Origin of the sequence: Flavobacterium sp., from assembly GCF_024642105.1 — a bacterium.
GTDB lineage: Bacteria > Bacteroidota > Bacteroidia > Flavobacteriales > Flavobacteriaceae > Flavobacterium.
Genome location: NZ_JAHEBT010000052.1, coordinates 19791 through 38021, shown reverse-complemented (window position 1 = coordinate 38021; position 18231 = coordinate 19791). Strand labels below are relative to the sequence as shown.

Genomic DNA, 18231 nt, shown 5'->3' with positions numbered 1-18231 from the left:
TTCCTAAAAAAAATGCCAGCTTTGACAGGCTGGCATTTTTGTATAATGAATACTACTTATTTTGTAGCTGGAGCTGCAGGAGCAGTTGGTGTTGCTGGCGTTGCAGCAGGAGCTTCTGATTTTTCGATAATTTTAGAATCGGTATCACTTAATGAACCAGTAAAGCTTAAGCTTGAAAGTAAAATAAGTGCAATTAAAATAGTGGCCAATGTCCAAGTACTTTTATCTAAAAAGTCAGTAGTTTTTTGTACACCACCTAACATTTGAGATCCTCCGATAGAAGAAGATAAACCGCCTCCTTTAGGATTTTGAACCATGATTACTACTACCAATAGAAAGCAAACTATTGTAATTAAAACTAAAAAAATTGAAAATGTGCTCATTGTTAATTATTGTTATTTTGTTGTAAAATCTTAATATCCGAAATGCGGTCTGCAAAGAAAGTAATTTTTTCTGGATATTTCAAAATTAATATTTCATAAGCTTGAATTGCTTTTTGATATTTTTTTTGTTCCAAATATACCTTGGCTAAGGTCTCGGTCATCAACATCGAATGGTCTTCTTTGTTCAAATCGAATGCTGAATTAGTAGCAGTTCCTTGTTTTACTGCTGGAATTTTCGGATTGGTTTCGATAAATTTATCGATTAATTCCAGTTTTTTCTTTTGCGTTTCGTTTAGCGATATAGCTGTTACTTTCTCTTCTTTTTCTCTAACAATCGGTTGAATTCTGGAAAGTTGAAGCCATTCTTGGAAAGAGTGTTTTTCATTGGTAGAAAAATCCAAAGGTTTACCAATCTCTAATTTCTCTTCCGCAGTTTTAGTTTCGGTTGTTTCGGCTTCTTTTATTGATGTAAGAATTGAGGCTTCAAGAGTGTCTTTACTTTCGGTCTTTTCTTCAAAAGCGATAATTTCACTATCGATGACATTAATATCAAGAAGTTCCAATACTTTTTTGTCGTAATAGCCTTTCTGAATTGCTGTAAAAGTATCTGAGGTAATAAAATCAAACAAAACCGTTCGGTCTGTGGTGTGAGCCGCCGTAACTTTTAGAGCATAATTGTATTTGAAACTATTTTGATTGTACAGACCTTTTAAACGTAAAGCTCTTGCACTTTGGAAATAAGGGAAATCTTCCAAAACATGGGTCAAAGCTTCCGTTTGCTTTTCGTTGATAGCATCGGGTTTGTTAATTAAAAAAGTATAATCAGTTACGTTCATAAAGGTTATTTGTTTGTTTGGGGATTTGGTTATGGTCAATTTGAATCTACAAATCCACAAATCATTATTTTAGATTACCACTTGGCTAATGATTCGTTAAAAATATCTTGTGTAATTCTCTCAAAAATTTCATCTATCGCTTTGTTTAACGTGCTGCCATTAAGTTGTGTAGTCGCTGGATAATCATAATAAAACTCAAATGTTTTTTCAAAATCATCTTTCTCTGTTTTTTTATTGGTAAACCGAACATTGACTCTGATTTTTAATCGGTTTTGTGCTGCTTGCTGGTCTGCAGTAGCGGTCATCGGGCTTATTCTGTAATCAACAATTTCTCCTTCATACGTTAAATCAGCACCATTCTTAACCAGATTTAAATTAGTCTGATTTTGAATTAAATCTTGTAAAGTTAGTGTAAAAGTACGGTCTATACCCGGCTCAATTAATTCGGCATTATTCTGAAAAAAGTTTACCTGGAATGTTTTAGCATCAATTTTTCCAGTTCCTGTAAAATTATAGATAGAACAACTTGTAAAAGTTAGTGCGATTAAAACGATATACAGGTAATGTAAATTTTTCATTTTCATTTTTAAAAAGTCAAAGATATTCAAAATCAATTGATAATTATTAAAGGTCAAATTGTTTTATTTTTCGGTACAAAGTACGTTCTGAAATTCCCAATTCATCCGCTGCAGCTTTTCGTTTTCCCTTGTTTTTCTCTAAAGAGCGTTTAATCATTTCGATTTCTTTTTGCTCTAATTTTAGAATTTCTTCTTCGGCTTCAATAGTTTCTGCAAAAAGATAATTGTCTTCGGGTTCATCATACTCCTCCACTTCATTAGTTGGGGTAGTAATTAAAGCCGTTCTCGGTCTTTCTTCAAAATCTATTTCATTGTCACTTTCTTGAGATCCGTATATTTTCTTGATTAGATTTTGATTCGTTTCTTGGACTTTAGAACTGCCGTTTTTCATCAATTCTAAAGTGAGTTTTTTTAAATCATGCAAATCACTTTTCATGTCAAAAAGCACTTTGTATAAAATTTCCCTTTCGGTATTGAAATCACTATCGCTTTTTTTGTCGCTAATTACAGAAGGTAAATTAGTTCCTTCTGTAGGTAAATAGGACTGCAGTGTGGTTGCAGTAATGTCTCTGTTGGTTTCCAATACAGAAAGTTGTTCGGCTACATTTCGCAACTGACGAATATTACCACTCCAACGAAATTTTTGCAACAATTGAATGGCATTTTCATCCAATTTTAGCGGTGGCATTTTGTATTTATGAGCAAAATCAGCGGCAAACTTTCTAAACAATAAATGAATATCGTCTTTTCGTTCGCGTAGTGGAGGTAGACTAATATCCACGGTACTTAAACGGTAATATAAATCTTCTCTGAACTTTCCTTTTTCGATAGCGTTGAACAAATTCACATTGGTAGCAGCAACGATTCTAACGTTAGTTTTTTGTACTTGTGAAGAACCTACTTTTATAAATTCACCGTTTTCCAAAACACGAAGCAAACGAACTTGAGTGGTTAAAGGCAATTCGCCTACTTCATCTAAAAAAATAGTTCCGCCGTTGGCCACTTCAAAATACCCTTCACGAGTGCTAGTAGCTCCCGTGAATGCCCCTTTTTCGTGTCCAAAAAGTTCACTATCAATGGTTCCTTCGGGAATAGCTCCGCAGTTTACGGCAATGTATTTTCCGTGTTTTCTATGAGAAAGGGAGTGAATTATCTTTGGAATACTTTCTTTTCCAACTCCACTTTCACCAATTACTAATACCGAAATATCGGTAGGAGCAACCTGAATTGCTTTTTCTATGGCACGATTTAATTTGGGATCATTCCCAATAATTTCAAAACGTTGTTTTATTGATTGAACTGTTTCCATAATGTCATTGCGAGGCACGAAGCAATCTCTTTTTGTTAGCCTTATCCCGAAGTTTCGGGACGCAGATTTATTTTAAACTATTCTTTATTTATTCAATTCATTTCACTTAAACCAACAGCTTTTCCTTTTAAGGTACCACTGGTGCAAGAAGTGATTTTTACATTGACAAAATCACCTATTTTGTAATTTTCTTTTGGGAATACTACTGTAATACTTTGTGAATTGCGTCCTGAAAATTCTTCTTTTGATTTTTTAGATACTTTTTCAACCAAAACTTCTACCGTTTGCCCGATGAATTCTTCTGATCGGAACCAAGCGTGAGTTTGTTGTAAATCCACAATTTCTTGTAAGCGTCTTGCTTTTATTTCTTCAGTAACATCATCTTCCATTTTGCGTCCAGCCAAAGTACCAGGGCGTTCTGAATAGGAATACATGTATCCAAAATTGTATTTTACGTATTCCATTAAACTCAAGGTATCTTGATGATCTTCTTCTGTTTCAGTTGGAAAACCCGCAATCATATCTTGAGAAATGGAACAATTCGGAATGATAGTTCTGATTTTGTCAATCAAAGTCATGTATTCCTCACGCGTATGCAAACGGTTCATTTCTTTTAAAATACGATTGCTTCCAGATTGAACAGGCAAGTGAATGTGCTTGCAGATATTCGGATATTTTGCAATAACATGAAGCACTTCTTCGTGCATGTCTTGCGGATTAGAAGTCGAAAATCGGATGCGCATTTTAGGAAAAGTAATAGCAACGTTTTCCAACAATTGGTCAAACCCAATAGCCGTTGCTTTTTGCATTTCGCTAGCGTTTTCAAAATCTTTTTTCAATCCGCCACCGTACCATAAATAACTGTCTACATTTTGTCCTAGTAAAGTAATTTCTTTAAATCCGTTATCCCACAAATCCTGAATTTCTTTCATGATACTTTGTGGCTCACGACTGCGTTCACGACCTCGGGTGAAAGGCACTACACAAAACGTACACATATTATCGCAACCACGAGTGATAGAAACCAAAGCGGTTATTCCGTTGCTCATTAATCGAACAGGAGCAATATCGCCATAAGTTTCTTCTTTAGACAGTATCACATTGATAGCGTCACGTCCTTCTTCGACTTCGGCAAGTAAATTCGGTAAATCTTTATAAGCATCAGGCCCTACGACTAAGTCTACTATTTTTTCTTCCTCTAAAAATTGACTTTTTAAACGTTCGGCCATACAGCCTAAAACCCCTACTTTCATTTTGGGGTTGATTCGTTTTACGGCATTGTATTTTTCTAAACGTTTGCGAATAGTTTGTTCTGCTTTATCGCGAATAGAGCAGGTGTTCACCAAAACCAAGTCGGCTTCTTCAAGCGTTTGGGTAGTGTTAAAACCGTTTTCGGATAAAATAGAAGCTACGATTTCACTGTCTGAGAAATTCATAGCACAACCATAACTCTCGATAAAAAGTTTTTTTGTGTTTTCTTGTTTATGTTCTAAAACAAGACTTTCACCTTGTTTGCTTTCTTCAATTACTTTTTCCATTTCCTATTTTCAATAGTGCAAAGATACGTCAAATTAGAGAAATATGACAAGATGGCAGTTGAACTTTTAACAGTATTTTATATGCTTTTTAAAAAATGTAGTAGTGTAGGACGTATAAATATAGTGACTGAAAAAGTAATTAATTTAAGATTAACTATTTTTTTAGAATTTTCAGAATTATGAATCGGTGAAAAACGTTTTTCACCGATAAAATTTACTTTTAAAATTTAAAAATCTTAAAATTTAAAAAAATCCCATACTTTTGCGGACACAAACAAACGGGATATGGCAAAGAATTTAGTTATAGTGGAATCACCTGCAAAGGCTAAGACAATCGAAAAATTTTTAGGAAGTGACTTTCAAGTTGAATCAAGTTATGGACATATTGCCGACTTGCCTTCCAAAGAAATTGGTGTAGATGTTGAAAATGGTTTCAAACCTAAATACGAAGTTTCTGCCGATAAAAAAGCATTGGTTAGTAAACTAAAAACATTGTCAAAAAATGCTGAAATGGTTTGGTTAGCTTCCGATGAGGACCGTGAGGGAGAAGCTATTTCTTGGCACTTATCCGAAGAATTAAAACTAGACAAAAAGAAAACAAAACGTATCGTTTTTCACGAAATTACCAAAACGGCTATTCTTAAAGCTATTGATAATCCTCGTGAAATTGACTATAATTTAGTAAATGCACAACAAGCGCGTCGTGTTTTAGACCGTTTAGTAGGGTATGAATTATCGCCTGTTTTGTGGAGAAAAGTGAAGGGCGGACTTTCAGCAGGTCGTGTGCAATCCGTTTCTGTTCGTTTAATTGTAGAACGCGAACGTGAGATACAAAACTTTAAAGCCGTTGCAAGCTATTCTGTTACAGCTGAATTTATTAATGAAGCAGGAAAAACAGTAAAGGCTAAGTTGCCTAAAAATTTCAATACTAAAAAAGAAGCGGAAGATTTTTTACAAAAAAATATAGCTTCAACCTATAAAGTAGGAGAGTTAGAAACGAAACCTACTAAAAAATCACCAACAGCTCCATTTACTACTTCAACTTTACAACAAGAGGCAGCTCGTAAATTGTATTTGCCTGTTGGAATTACCATGCAATTAGCGCAACGTTTGTATGAGGCGGGGTTAATTACTTATATGAGAACCGATAGCGTGAATTTGTCTAAAGAGGCAATGGATGCGGCTCAAGCAGAGATTATTAAATCGTACGGAAAAGAGTTTTCTAAACCACGTACGTTTGCTAATAAAAGCAAAGGCGCTCAAGAAGCTCACGAAGCAATTCGTCCAACAGACATGTCGCGTCACACCGTAAATATTGACAGAGATCAAGCGCGTTTGTATGATTTGATTTGGAAAAGAACGTTGGCTTCGCAAATGAGTGATGCCGAGTTAGAGCGTACCAATGTGAAAATTGAAGCCAATAATCATAGTGAAGTGTTCACGGCTTCGGGAGAAGTATTGCTTTTTGAAGGTTTCCTAAAAGTGTATTTGGAAGGAAATGATGATGACGAAGAGGAACAAGAAGGAATGTTGCCTGCACTAAAAGTAAACGAACGATTAGAGAACAATTACATCACAGCTACCGAAAGATATTCAAGACCTGCAGCGAGATATACTGAGGCTTCTTTGGTGAAAAAATTGGAAGAATTAGGCATTGGCCGTCCTTCTACTTATGCACCAACGATTTCTACGATTATCAACAGAAACTATGTTGAAAAAGGAAATTTAGAAGGTCAAGAAAGAAAATATACACAACTGACTTTGCAATCGGGTCAAGTAGGGGAGAAAGTATTAAAAGAAAATACAGGTTCTGATAAAGGGAAGTTAGTGCCTACTGATATAGGAACGATTGTTACTGATTTCTTAGTAAAAAATTTCGGAGCTATTTTAGATTATAATTTCACGGCAAAAGTAGAACAAGATTTTGACGAAATTGCCGAAGGAAATATCGAATGGGCTACCATGATGCAGGAATTCTACAATAAGTTTCACCCCAATGTGAAAGACGTAGAAGCCAATGCAGATAGAGAAAGTGGAGAACGAATTCTTGGAACAGATCCTGCTACAGGAAAACCAGTTTCGGTTCGTTTAGGGAAATTTGGACCCATGGCTCAAATTGGAGATGCTGAAGATGAAGATAAGAAATTTGCGAGTTTAAAAATCGATCAAAATATCGGGAACATTACTTTAGAGGATGCTTTGAATCTGTTTTTATTGCCTAAAAATTTAGGTTTGTATAAAGGAGAAGAGGTAGAGGTAAGTAATGGACGTTACGGGCCTTATGTTCGTCACGGAGCCGCTTTCATTTCTTTGCCAAAAGGCGAAGATCCTTTGGATGTTTCTATGGAAAGAGCGCAGGAATTAATTGATGAAAAAGTACAGGCTGATGCGCCAATTGCTACTTATAAAGGTTTAGGTGTGCAAAAAGGGGTGGGGCGTTTTGGAGCTTTTATCAAATGGGATGGTCTTTTCATCAATGTAAGTAAGAAATACAATTTTGACAACTTATCTCAAGCGGATATCGAAGAATTGATTGAAGATAAATTGCAAAAAAATATCGATAAAGTAATTCATAATTGGTCAGCAGAAGGAATTTTAGTAGAAAAAGCCCGTTGGGGACGTTCTGTGATTACCAAAGGTAAAATCAAAATTGAATTGAGTAAAGATGTTGATGCAAGTAAATTGACATTGGAAGAAGTTCAAGAACTGATTGCTAAGAAAACACCAGCAAAAAAAGCGCCAGCTAAGAAAGCAAGTACAGCTAAAAAAACGACTGCTAAAAAGAAATAAAAAATGGAATTTGATTTTCTTTCTCCTTTAGATACTGAAATCATCGACTATATAGATGGTTTGTCTTCTCAGCAATTGGGGAGCAAGGTAGTTTTGCATACTTCGGAAGCATTTCCAGAAGTAAGTAAAGTAACTATTGGAATCATTGGCGTGTTAGAAAATCGAGGAAACAAAAATGGCAATCCTGAGATTGATTTATTGGCAATCCGAAAAGAATTGTACGGATTGTTTCCTGGAAATTGGGATGCTTCTATTGCTGATTTCGGAGATATATTAGCTGGGAATTCTAAAGAGGATACGTATTTTGCTTTGAAAAAAGTTGCTTCGTATTTAATTAAAAACAAAATTATTCCTGTTGTAATTGGTGGTTCTCAAGATTTGACATACGCGCTTTATAGAGGGTATGACGATTTAGAGCAAATGGTGAATTTAGTCGCTATTGATAGTAAATTCGATTTTGGAAAAGAAAGTGATGCCATTTCAGCTTCTTCGTATTTGACAAAAATAGTGATTGAAGAGCCCAACAACTTATTTAATTATTGCAACATTGGCTACCAAACCTATTACAACTCACAAGAGGAAATTGATTTGGTAGAAAAATTGTTTTTTGATGCCTACCGTTTAGGAGAAGTTTCTAATACTATAGCGATTGCTGAGCCTGTTTTTCGCGATGCGGATTTGGTAAGTATTGATATGAATTCAGTTACATCATCCGATTCTGGAAATTTTGCCCATTTTGTACCCAATGGGTTCAATGGTAAAGAAATATGTGCTTTGTCAAGATATGCAGGTATCAGTGATAAAGTTACGTCATTTGGGGTTTTTAATCACAATGATACCGAGCAAGAATCGGTTTTGATTGCCCAAATCATTTGGTATTTCATAGAAGGGTTTCATTACCGTTCTAATGAATATCCTTTTGGAAGTAGAGAGAATTATTTGAAATATATTGTCCCTTCTGAAGATGAAGAATTGATCTTTTATAAAAGCGATAAAACAGACCGTTGGTGGATAGAAATCCCTTTTATAACGAATGGCAATAATAAATTGAAAAGAAACACGTTATTACCATGTTCTTATGAAGAATATCTAGCCGCTTGTGATCAAGAATTGCCAGAAAGATGGTGGAAGGCACAGCGAAAAAACAGTATATAAAATCATTATTTTTGTAAAAAAAAGCTTATGAAATAAAAAAATTGCTTTTTAAAAAAATAATAAATAGGTTTACACATTGAAAAATAAAGAAAATATAACTCAAAATTATATGAAGAAGTTCATTGCATTTACAGCAATTTTGACACTATTGATTAGTTGCGGAAAATCTGGAGATAAAGGAGAATTGGTTGGGATAAAAGGGGCTAAATGGCATCCTGAAAAACCATTCGGAATGTCTTTAGTTCCTGGAGGTTCGTTCATTATGGGTAAGTCAGATCAAGACTTAGCTGGGGTTGAAGATGCACCTACAAAAACAGTAACTGTTCCTTCTTTTTATATGGATGAAACAGAGATTACCAATAGTGAATACCGTCAGTTTGTGGAATGGGTAAAAGATTCGACAATGAGAGTTCGTTTAGCACTTATGGCTGAGGGAAGTTCTAATAGTGGAGGAAATCAAGACAAGAATATAACTATTTCTAGTTTTGCATATAACGATTATGATGATAAAAATGTTAAAAATTCGAAAAGTAACAATGTGTATGAAAAATACATGTGGGATAATTATTACAGTATAGGTACTAAAGATGATCCTAATGCTTATAGAAAATTAAACAAAAAAGTTAAATTAATTACAGACACAAAGAAATATCCAGACGAATCCTATGCAGAAGTTATGGATTCGATGTATTTGCCTTTGGAAGCATCTTACAATGGTCTTAGAACCATTGATGTAGATAAATTAAAATTCCGTTATTCTTGGATGGATATCCAAGCGGCTGCGAAATCAAAAGGAGGTAAAAGACAAGATTTTATCAGAACAGAACAAGTAAAAGTATACCCAGATACTACCGTTTGGATTAAAGATTTTTCCTATTCGTATAATGAGCCCATGCATAATGATTATTTTGGTTTTAAATCGTATGGCGACTATCCTGTTGTTGGGGTAAATCATAAACAAGCAGTAGCTTTTTGTGAATGGAGAACGTTGTATAAAAATGCATATATCAAAAAATCAAAGAAAAAAGGTAGAAATTTGGTTAACAAATTCAGATTGCCTTCGGAGGCAGAATGGGAGTATGCTGCTAGAGGCGGATTACAATCAGCTACTTATCCTTGGGGAGGTCCTTACACGAAAAATGATAGAGGATGTTTCTTGGCCAACTTCAAACCTAGTAGGGGAGATTATGCTGCGGACAATGCCTTGTACACTGTAGAAGCAAAATCATTTGATCCTAACGGATATAACTTGTATAATATGTCAGGTAACGTGGCAGAATGGACTGCTACAGCTTATGATGCAGGTGCTTATGAATACGTTTCTACCATGAGTCCAAATATTCAAGATTTTAAAAATAAACGAAAAGTAGTGCGTGGAGGTTCTTGGAAAGACGTAGCTTATATGTTACAAGTATCTACTAGAGATTACGAATATGCAGATTCTGCAAGAAGTTACATTGGTTTTAGAACGGTTCAAGACTATATGGGAACTCAGAAAATTTCAACTAAAAAAACAAATACAAAAAAATAATAAATATCACTTAAAGAATAAATAATTATGGCATTAATCAACAAAAAAGTAATGAATTTCGCTTACGGTATGGGAGCGGCTGTAGTAATTGTAGGAGCTTTGTTTAAAATCCAACACTGGACAGGAGCAAGTCAGTTATTAGTTATTGGACTTTTAACTGAGGCGTTTATTTTTGCATTGTCGGCGTTTGATAAAGTAGATGATGAATTAGATTGGACGTTGGTTTATCCAGAATTAGCGGGTGGTGAAGCAAAGCCAAAAGCGAAAAAGAAAGAAGATGCATCTGATGCAGATGGATTACTTTCTCAAAAATTAGATGCTATGTTGAAAGAAGCTAAAATTGACGGAGAGTTAATGGCAAGTTTGGGAAATAGTATCAAAAATTTTGAATCAGCAGCTAATGGTATTGCACCCACAGTTGATGCTATGGCATCTACTAAAAAATATAGTGAAGAATTAACTAAAGCAGCTGCTCAAATGGAGTCGTTGAATAGTTTGTATAAATTACAATTAGAAAGTGCATCAGTAAATGCTGAAGCTAATAAAGATATCGCTGAAAATGCTGCCATGTTGAAACAACAAATGCAATCCATGACGGCTAATATTGCTTCATTGAATGCAGTATATGGTGGAATGCTTTCTGCAATGAGTAACAAAGGATAATAATTAGTTTTAAACTAAATTACTTTACTAACTAATTATTTAAAATAAAATGGCAGGAGGAAAATTAAGTCCTAGACAGAAGATGGTAAACCTGATGTATCTGGTTTTCATCGCAATGTTAGCTTTAAATATGTCCAAAGAAGTATTATCGGCTTTTGGATTAATGAATGAAAAATTTGATGCAGCAAATGTAAGTGCTGAGTCAATGAACGCTAGTATGTTGCAAGCGTTAGATAAAAAAGCAGGTGAAGATGCGCACTTTGTTCAAGCTGCAGCCGATGCAAAAAAAGTAGCGAGTATTTCTAAAGAATTCTACGAATATTTAGGTACTTTAAAGGCTGATGCCACAGAAGGCGTTGAAGTGGATGAAGAAACGGGTAAATTACCTTACGAAGCAATGGATAAAGGAGCTGCTATTGACGAAGGTTGGTTTGAAGGAGACGGTTATTCTAAAAAAGGAAATGAGATTGTATCAAAATTCTCAAAATACGTAACCGATATGAAAACTGCCGTTGGAAACAATAGTAAATTGAAAGGTGTTTTAGCTGAGATTGGAACAAAATTCTCTACTGCTGATGTAGTGGATGGTGAAGGCGTAACTAAAAAATATTTAGACTACCATTTCAAAGGATTTCCTGCAATTGCTTCTTTAACTAAGATTACTTCATTTCAAAATGATGTGAAGAAAGCAGAGGCAGATATTTATAGTATTTTATTAGGAAAAGCGGCTGTTGAAGCGTCTTCTATGAAAAACTTTACTGCTTTGGTAGTATTGGATAAAAATGCCTATTACCAAGGTGAAAAGGTAACGGGAAAAGTAGTTTTAGGTAAATATGATGCCAATACGAAACCTACTTCATTTCAAGGTCCAGGACGTTTGGAGAATGGACAAGCTATAATTTCTATGACTGCAGGTGGTGTTGGTGAACAAAAAATCAATGGTAAATTTACCTTTGTTCAAGATGGAGAAACTATTCCATTGGCATTTGAAGGGAAGTATGTTGTCGTTCCTCGTCCTAACTCGGCGACTATTTCAGCTGATAAAATGAATGTGGTGTATAGAGGAGTTTCGAATCCAATGTCTATTTCATTTGCTGGAGTGTCTGCAGATAAAGTATCGGCAAGTGGTCCAGGGTTAAAATCTGTGGGTGGCGGAAAATATGTGATGAATCCTGGTGCTGGGAATGAAGCTGTAATTAGTGTTACAGGAACATTGCCTGATGGTTCTAAAGTTTCGGATCAGAAAAAATTCAGAATTAAAGGAATTCCGGGCCCTGTGGGAACAATTAGAGGTGAAATGGGTGTAGTTAAAGGACCTAAATCAAGCTTAGAAATTTCTACTGTAGGAGCTAAATTAGTTGATTTTGACTTTGAAGTAGGATTAGATGTAGTTGGTTTTAACTTTAAAGTGACAGGACAACCTACTGTAGTAGTTCCAGGAAATAAATTGAATGCACAATGCAAAGCAGTTTTGGCTAAAGCAGGAAGAGGAGATCAAGTAACTATTTCTGAAATTAAAACTAAATTAGTGGGTGCAGGAAGTTATATGTTGCCAAGAACGGCACCAGTAATTTATGAAATACAATAATAAGTAGAATAACAAACTACTCAATATATTCAAAACATGATGAACGTTAGAAGTTTTTTAATAGCTATTTTTTCAATCAGTTGTGGTGTAGCTTCTTTTGGACAATCGAATTTGCTTAATGCAAAAACGCCAAGCCAAATTGGAATCAAGTCAGCGGCTCAATTGGACTCTGATAATGACAAACCTTTAGCATACGGGTATGTTCATGATAGAGATATTTTAATGAGTAGAATGACCTGGGAGGTTATTGATTTGGGAGAAAAAATTAATTTTCCATTGTATTTCCCAATTGATACAGCTAATGTAGGTACAGAAAGACGTTCATTGTATGATGTTCTGATTAAAGGTATTAAAAAAGGTAAAATCACGGAAGTATACACCGATAGTTATTTCAATACTAAAAAATCATTCAAGGATATTAAAGCGTCTTTGTCTCGAATAGATACTACAGATGCAGGGAGAGAGCAATTGAATGCGGGGCAAAAAATATCTCCAGAATACATTGTGCAACAAGATTTGACTTCGCAAGATGTTACACAATATAAAATCAAAGGGTTGTGGTATTTTGACAAACGTCAAAGCGAATTGAAATACCGTTTGTTAGGAATTTGTCCGGTAACGCCAGACGTATATACTATGAACAGTGAAGATCCCGATTTTATTGAATTGTTTTGGGTATTTTTCCCAGATGCTAGAGAAACTTTGTACAGTGCTAAAGCATTCAACGAGAAAAATTCGTCTATGCCAATATCTTTCGACCAGATATTAAATTCGCGCCGTTTCAATAGTGTGATTTATAAAGAGGAAAATGTCTACGGAGATAGAGATATTAAAGATTACATGAAAGACAATGCACAGAATCAGTTGTTAGAATCGGATCGAGTGAAAGATAAAATTCGTAGTTTCGAACAAGATATGTGGAATTATTAATGAATTTTATTCTAAAAAAAATAATGAGAACTCTTACCCAAAAGGTAGGAGTTTTTTCTTTTAAAGTCCTTACTTTGTAGTATTCAAAATTGCGTTATGATTGATTATTTAATTGTAGGTTGTGGATTGGCAGGTATTTCTTTTGCCGAAAAAGCGTTGCAGCACGACAAAACGATTCTGGTGGTAGATAACGATTCGCAAAACTCTTCCAAGATTGCAGGAGGTTTGTACAATCCGGTTATTTTGAAGCGTTTTAGTGAAGTTTGGGAAGCACAAGCTCAATTGGTTACTATGAATGAATTTTATACTCAATTAAAGCCTAAAATTGAGCAGCAATTCGATTATAAAATGCCTATTGTACGAAAATTTTTTTCTGTGGAAGAACAAAACAATTGGTTTGCCGCTTCCGATAAACCGGCGTTAGCTCCTTTTTTATCTACGCAGTTGCATTTCAAAGAATACAAGGGCATTACAGCACCTTTTGGTTATGGAGAAGTATTGCATACGGGCTATGTAGATACGGCTTCATTATTGTCAGCCTATCGAAATTATTTAGTGGATACTAATTGGTTTCGCCAAGAATCATTTGATTATACCGCGATTGTTTTTGAAGAAGATAGTGTTCGTTATAAAGATGTTCAAGCTAAGCATATCATTTTTGCAGAAGGTTTTGGGCTGCATGCTAATCCGTATTTTAATCAGTTGCCATTAGACGGTACCAAAGGTGAGTTGTTTATTATAAAAGCACCCGACTTAGATTTGGATGTAATTGTGAACACCAGCGTCTTTATTTTGCCTTTAGGCAATGACTTGTTTAAAGTAGGAGCAACTTACAATTGGAAAGATAAAACTGATTTACCTACAGAAGAAGGAAAAGCTGAATTAGTAGAACGAATACAAGAAATTATTGGTTGTGATTTTGAGATTATAACTCACTTTGCAGGAGTGCGGCCAACAGTTCGAGATCGAAGACCTTTGGTTGGAACCCATCCTATTCATAAGCAAATTCATGTCTTGAATGGTTTAGGAACCCGAGGGGTAATGCTCGGGCCAGCTATGGCAAAAGCCTTATACGATGCTGTTGAAAACCAAATTCCTTTGCCTAAGGAAATTGATATCCAGCGATTTACCAATAAAAAGAAGTAAAAGGTTTACTCTTTAGACGCATTTGGGTCGTACGAAACAAACATATTGATGTAGATATTTCTCGCCCAACGTAAAACAAATGGGAAAGAAACAACAAGTGTTCCGATGATGGCAATAAAAGAATTCACTAAATTAAGCCCTACAAAAACGTGAGCAATAATAAATGCTGCTACACCTACTGCTACGTTCAAACCATAACTCACATACATAGCGCCATAAAAGAACGAAGGTTCTATTTGATATTTCAAACCGCAATGGCTGCAATTTTCATTCATTTTCAGCACATTTCCAAGATGTAGCGGATTTTTATCCACATACATGCTTTCATTTTGACATTTAGGACAACTTCCTGTTAAAATACTATTTAGTTTGGATCCTTTTTTTAACATTTGCAAAAATTTTTAACAAAGGTACATTTTTTTGAAAGTACCAATGTAACATTAGTCACAAACTATGCTTAATATACACAATTTGTCCGTTTCATTCGGAGGTTCTTATTTATTTGAAGAAGTTACTTTTCGCCTTGGTGCTGGAGACCGAGTAGGTCTTGTCGGTAAAAATGGTGCTGGAAAATCGACCATGCTAAAAATCTTAGCGCGCGATTTTGCTCCAGATTCGGGAAGTATTGCCCAAGAGAAAGAAATTAAGATGGGTTTTCTTCGTCAAGACATCGATTTTGAACAAGGAAGAACGGTTTTGGAAGAAGCGTATGAAGCGTTTACCGAAATTAAAATTGTCGAAAAAAAGCTAGAAGAAATCAATCATCAATTGGTTACCCGAACCGATTATGAAAGTGAAGAATACTCTCAAATTATTGAAGATTTATCTGATTATACGCACCGATTTGAATTATTAGGGGGTTACAATTATGTGGGCGATACCGAAAAAATTCTGTTGGGATTGGGTTTTAAAAGAGAGGTCTTCAATAATCAAACAGAAACTTTCTCAGGAGGTTGGCGTATGCGTATTGAGTTGGCTAAATTATTATTGCAATCCAATGATATTTTGTTGCTGGATGAGCCAACGAATCACTTGGATATAGAGAGTATCATTTGGTTGGAAGGATTTTTACGCAATTTTCCTGGAGTTGTAGTGATCGTTTCTCACGATAAAATGTTCTTGGATAATGTGACCAATAGAACTATCGAAATTTCGCTTGGAAAAGCCTACGATTTCAACAAACCGTATTCGCAGTATTTAGAATTACGACATGAAATTCGCGAAAAGCAATTGGCTACCCAAAAAAATCAAGCTAAAAAAATTGAAGAAACGGAAAAGTTAATTGAGAAGTTTCGTGCCAAAGCATCCAAAGCTTCGATGGCGCAATCGTTAATCAAAAAATTAGATAAAGTAGAACGTATTGAGGTGGATGAAGACGATAATTCAGTGATGAATATTTCTTTCCCAGTATCAAAAGAACCAGGTAGAGTAGTAGTAGAGGCGGAGAATGTAACCAAGAGTTACGGAGATAAAACCATCTTAAAAGACATTAATTTACTCGTAGAACGTGGAAGTAAAATTGCCTTTGTGGGGCAGAATGGTCAAGGGAAATCGACTTTCATCAAAGCGATAGTAAATGAGTTTGACTACGAGGGTTCGATTAAATTGGGACATAATGTACAGTTGGGTTATTTTGCCCAAAACCAAGCGGAATATTTGGATGGAGAAATTACGCTACTTCAAACGATGGAAGATGCTGCCATGGATACGAATCGCTCTAAAGTACGCGATATGTTAGGTTCTTTCTTGTTTCGTGGTGATGATGTCGAAAAGAAGGTAAAAGTACTTTCTGGAGGCGAAAGAAACCGTTTGGCCTTGTGTAAATTGTTGTTGCAACCGATCAATGTGTTGTTGATGGATGAGCCAACGAACCACTTGGATATTAAATCGAAGAATGTGTTGAAAGCGGCTTTGCAAAAATTTGGAGGCACCTTGTTATTGGTTTCTCACGATAGGGATTTCTTGCAAGGAATGTCGAATATTGTGTACGAATTCAAAGACCAAAAAATAAAAGAATATTTAGGAGATATTAATTTCTTCTTGGAACAGCGCAATTTAGAAAACATGCGAGAAGTCGAGAAAAAAGACATTGCTAAAAAAGAAGCCCCAAAAGAAAACAAAAAAGTATCCTACGAAGACCAGAAAAAAGGGAAAACCCTGCAAAATAAGTTAAGCAAAATTGAAAGTCAAATCCAGCAATTGGAAAAAGACATTCAGCACGACGATAAAATGTTAGCGTCTAATTACGACAAACACATTGAAGACGCTTCTTTCTTTACGGCCTACAATAAAAAGAAAGCCGACTTAGAGCAATTGCTTTTGGATTGGGAAATCGTTCAGGAAGAGATTGATAGCTTGAATTAAATTGTATTTGGTCTGTCATTCTGAGCAAAGCCGAAGGACAATTTTCTTGCCTAAACTTTACGAAGAAAATCATTCAAACGGACGTAAAACTAATTTCAATACTAAATACAACTAATTAGAGAAAAAAATTGCGCCTTAGTGCCTTAGCGGCAAAAGAAAAAAAACTTAATCCTGAAAAGGATGGCGTTCTTTCCAAACCGTTTCAGGTTCTAAATAACGAAAAAAGAAATCAAGACGACTGTTGATGAATGTATTGTCATGGCTCATCAAACCGTACATTTTTAAAGGTGTCGCGCCTACCGAACTTTTAATTTCTAAAGCAGTTCGGGCAAAAATAACCGTCTTAAATTGTTCTTTGATGGCATAGCCAATCATGTCGTATAGCATGTTCAAATACAACATTTTCTCTCTTTGAACGCTATCGTCATAACCTAAAAAGTAAGTGTCTAAATCACTTCCGTTTTTGATTAAGGTGTTGAAGCCAATTAGTTTGTCATTTTCAAAATAGCCGTAAAATAAAAAGTTTTCTTGAAGTTGTTCTTTGAAAACGGCAAAGTGATTTTTAGGTAAAAAGAACGTATTGAACGGCGCACTTTTGGCTACATGGTAATACAAATCATAAATCACTTCTTCTTGGGATTTAATTTCCTCTAAAGACAATTGTTTTTTGACTAGTCCCGTTGCTTTTTTTCTGGCTCGTTTGTATTGGTCTCGGTATTTTTTAGACAAAGCTGCTACATAATCTTCTTCTGTTTTCCAATGGTTCCGTACAGTGAAAATCATATTGGGTTGGGTAGAAAACAGCAAATAGGGTTTGAATTCAGGAATTTCTAATGAGTTTAGTTCCTCCTTGCAAAAATCTTTTAGCCCACACATATGTACTTTTTTGCCTTTCGCCTTGAAAATGGCTTTAAGTTCTGTAACGGCTTTTTGGAGTGTTTTTAAAACTTCATTTGGATGGGCGTTTTCTGAAATTACAAAAGCATTTTGTCCCGTCAAGGTATTATTGCCAATCAATAGGATATGGGAGCAAAAATTCTTAAATACAATATTACGCACTGATGATTTGATGCATTGGTCGCGCTCTCCAAAAGAGTCTAATTGGTTTAAATCTACAAATTGAGAAACGGCTATCCCAACCAAAGTCTCTTTGTCAAACATACCGATGAAGTGACAACTCATATTGGCAGGAGCTGATTTTTCAAGAATGGCAAGGTATTCTTTTGATAAGAAAATGGTAGTAACGGCTAATTCGTTCCAATTTTCAGGAAGTTGACTAACACTAGAATAGATTTGGTACGAATAAATAGATTTCAAAATTGGAGAAGAATATTTCTTCAAAAATACAAATTAAGAATTGATAAGTTGTGTTTGTTAATAATTACTTGCTGTATTGTTAGTTTTAACTTTCTCACTTTGG

Annotated in this window: 15 protein-coding genes; 8 read left to right on the top strand and 7 right to left on the bottom strand. The window is 35.1% G+C overall.

All coding sequences use genetic code 11. The features are described from left to right. Positions 1-56: 56 nt before the first annotated feature. The 5 genes from secG to miaB all read right to left on the bottom strand — a co-directional run bounded on the left by secG (position 57) and on the right by miaB (position 4644). Positions 57-383 carry a preprotein translocase subunit SecG gene (gene secG / locus Q0L65_RS05730; RefSeq protein WP_296684363.1) on the bottom strand — a complete coding sequence of 109 codons (327 nt, stop codon included), beginning with the start codon at positions 381-383 and terminating at the stop codon, positions 57-59. Between the two features lie 2 nt (positions 384-385). Further along, positions 386-1219 carry a tetratricopeptide repeat protein gene (locus Q0L65_RS05725; protein WP_296684362.1) on the bottom strand — a complete coding sequence of 278 codons (834 nt, stop codon included), beginning with the start codon at positions 1217-1219 and terminating at the stop codon, positions 386-388. A gap of 74 nt (positions 1220-1293) precedes the next feature. Continuing rightward, the gene (locus tag Q0L65_RS05720) at positions 1294-1803 is read right to left on the bottom strand and encodes an LptE family protein (protein ID WP_296684360.1); all 510 of its coding nucleotides are present in this window, start codon (positions 1801-1803) and stop codon (positions 1294-1296) included. 40 nt (positions 1804-1843) lie between these two features. After that, on the bottom strand, positions 1844-3106 hold the full coding sequence (locus tag Q0L65_RS05715) for a sigma 54-interacting transcriptional regulator (RefSeq protein WP_296684358.1): 1263 nt from the start codon (positions 3104-3106) through the stop codon (positions 1844-1846). A gap of 92 nt (positions 3107-3198) precedes the next feature. Further along, complete coding sequence (gene miaB, locus Q0L65_RS05710) at positions 3199-4644, bottom strand: tRNA (N6-isopentenyl adenosine(37)-C2)-methylthiotransferase MiaB (RefSeq protein WP_296684356.1); 1446 nt, start codon at positions 4642-4644, stop codon at positions 3199-3201. Positions 4645-4929: 285 nt separating this feature from the next. On the opposite strand from miaB, the gene topA reads away from it, so the two are divergent. The 7 genes from topA (at position 4930) to Q0L65_RS05675 (ending at position 14447) form a co-directional block, all read left to right on the top strand. Then, positions 4930-7434 carry a type I DNA topoisomerase gene (topA, locus tag Q0L65_RS05705; protein ID WP_296684355.1) on the top strand — a complete coding sequence of 835 codons (2505 nt, stop codon included), beginning with the start codon at positions 4930-4932 and terminating at the stop codon, positions 7432-7434. A 3-nt stretch (positions 7435-7437) separates the two neighbouring features. Then, positions 7438-8589: a formimidoylglutamase gene (locus tag Q0L65_RS05700; RefSeq protein ID WP_296684353.1), complete on the top strand. Its 1152-nt coding sequence runs from the start codon at positions 7438-7440 to the stop codon at positions 8587-8589. Positions 8590-8698: 109 nt separating this feature from the next. Then, the gene (gene gldK / locus Q0L65_RS05695; protein WP_296684352.1) at positions 8699-10120 is read left to right on the top strand and encodes a gliding motility lipoprotein GldK; all 1422 of its coding nucleotides are present in this window, start codon (positions 8699-8701) and stop codon (positions 10118-10120) included. A 27-nt stretch (positions 10121-10147) separates the two neighbouring features. Continuing rightward, entirely contained in the window at positions 10148-10783 is a 636-nt protein-coding gene (gldL, locus tag Q0L65_RS05690; RefSeq protein ID WP_296684350.1) for a gliding motility protein GldL, read from the top strand. A gap of 49 nt (positions 10784-10832) precedes the next feature. Then, on the top strand, positions 10833-12371 hold the full coding sequence (gene gldM, locus Q0L65_RS05685; RefSeq protein ID WP_296684348.1) for a gliding motility protein GldM: 1539 nt from the start codon (positions 10833-10835) through the stop codon (positions 12369-12371). A 39-nt stretch (positions 12372-12410) separates the two neighbouring features. Continuing rightward, positions 12411-13301, top strand: a complete 891-nt coding sequence (gldN, locus tag Q0L65_RS05680) for a gliding motility protein GldN (protein WP_296685199.1) — start codon at positions 12411-12413, stop codon at positions 13299-13301. Between the two features lie 96 nt (positions 13302-13397). After that, positions 13398-14447: an FAD-dependent oxidoreductase gene (locus tag Q0L65_RS05675; protein ID WP_296684347.1), complete on the top strand. Its 1050-nt coding sequence runs from the start codon at positions 13398-13400 to the stop codon at positions 14445-14447. Positions 14448-14452: 5 nt separating this feature from the next. On the opposite strand, the gene Q0L65_RS05670 is transcribed toward Q0L65_RS05675, so the two are convergent. Beyond that, a complete protein-coding gene (locus Q0L65_RS05670; RefSeq protein ID WP_296684345.1) occupies positions 14453-14836 on the bottom strand; it encodes a DUF983 domain-containing protein in 384 nt (127 codons plus the stop codon). A 64-nt stretch (positions 14837-14900) separates the two neighbouring features. On the opposite strand from Q0L65_RS05670, the gene Q0L65_RS05665 reads away from it, so the two are divergent. Continuing rightward, entirely contained in the window at positions 14901-16811 is a 1911-nt protein-coding gene (locus Q0L65_RS05665; protein WP_296684344.1) for an ABC-F family ATP-binding cassette domain-containing protein, read from the top strand. Positions 16812-16976: 165 nt separating this feature from the next. Here the strand turns inward: Q0L65_RS05665 and Q0L65_RS05660 are convergent, their stop codons facing one another. Further along, a complete protein-coding gene (locus tag Q0L65_RS05660) occupies positions 16977-18152 on the bottom strand; it encodes a peptidogalycan biosysnthesis protein (protein ID WP_296684342.1) in 1176 nt (391 codons plus the stop codon). Between the last annotated feature and the right edge of the window lie 79 nt (positions 18153-18231).

What these genes read in the sequence shown, in the direction of transcription:
- Q0L65_RS05725 (WP_296684362.1), bottom strand. Translation starts at nt 1,219, where the DNA reads ATGAACGTAACTGATTATACTTTTTTAATTAACAAACCCGATGCTATC.
- Q0L65_RS05675 (WP_296684347.1), top strand. Translation starts at nt 13,398, where the DNA reads ATGATTGATTATTTAATTGTAGGTTGTGGATTGGCAGGTATTTCTTTT.
- Q0L65_RS05715 (WP_296684358.1), bottom strand. Translation starts at nt 3,106, where the DNA reads ATGGAAACAGTTCAATCAATAAAACAACGTTTTGAAATTATTGGGAAT.
- Q0L65_RS05670 (WP_296684345.1), bottom strand. Translation starts at nt 14,836, where the DNA reads ATGTTAAAAAAAGGATCCAAACTAAATAGTATTTTAACAGGAAGTTGT.
- topA (WP_296684355.1), top strand. Translation starts at nt 4,930, where the DNA reads ATGGCAAAGAATTTAGTTATAGTGGAATCACCTGCAAAGGCTAAGACA.
- Q0L65_RS05665 (WP_296684344.1), top strand. Translation starts at nt 14,901, where the DNA reads ATGCTTAATATACACAATTTGTCCGTTTCATTCGGAGGTTCTTATTTA.
- gldK (WP_296684352.1), top strand. Translation starts at nt 8,699, where the DNA reads ATGAAGAAGTTCATTGCATTTACAGCAATTTTGACACTATTGATTAGT.
- gldL (WP_296684350.1), top strand. Translation starts at nt 10,148, where the DNA reads ATGGCATTAATCAACAAAAAAGTAATGAATTTCGCTTACGGTATGGGA.
- gldM (WP_296684348.1), top strand. Translation starts at nt 10,833, where the DNA reads ATGGCAGGAGGAAAATTAAGTCCTAGACAGAAGATGGTAAACCTGATG.
- secG (WP_296684363.1), bottom strand. Translation starts at nt 383, where the DNA reads ATGAGCACATTTTCAATTTTTTTAGTTTTAATTACAATAGTTTGCTTT.
- Q0L65_RS05720 (WP_296684360.1), bottom strand. Translation starts at nt 1,803, where the DNA reads ATGAAAATGAAAAATTTACATTACCTGTATATCGTTTTAATCGCACTA.
- gldN (WP_296685199.1), top strand. Translation starts at nt 12,411, where the DNA reads ATGAACGTTAGAAGTTTTTTAATAGCTATTTTTTCAATCAGTTGTGGT.
- Q0L65_RS05700 (WP_296684353.1), top strand. Translation starts at nt 7,438, where the DNA reads ATGGAATTTGATTTTCTTTCTCCTTTAGATACTGAAATCATCGACTAT.
- miaB (WP_296684356.1), bottom strand. Translation starts at nt 4,644, where the DNA reads ATGGAAAAAGTAATTGAAGAAAGCAAACAAGGTGAAAGTCTTGTTTTA.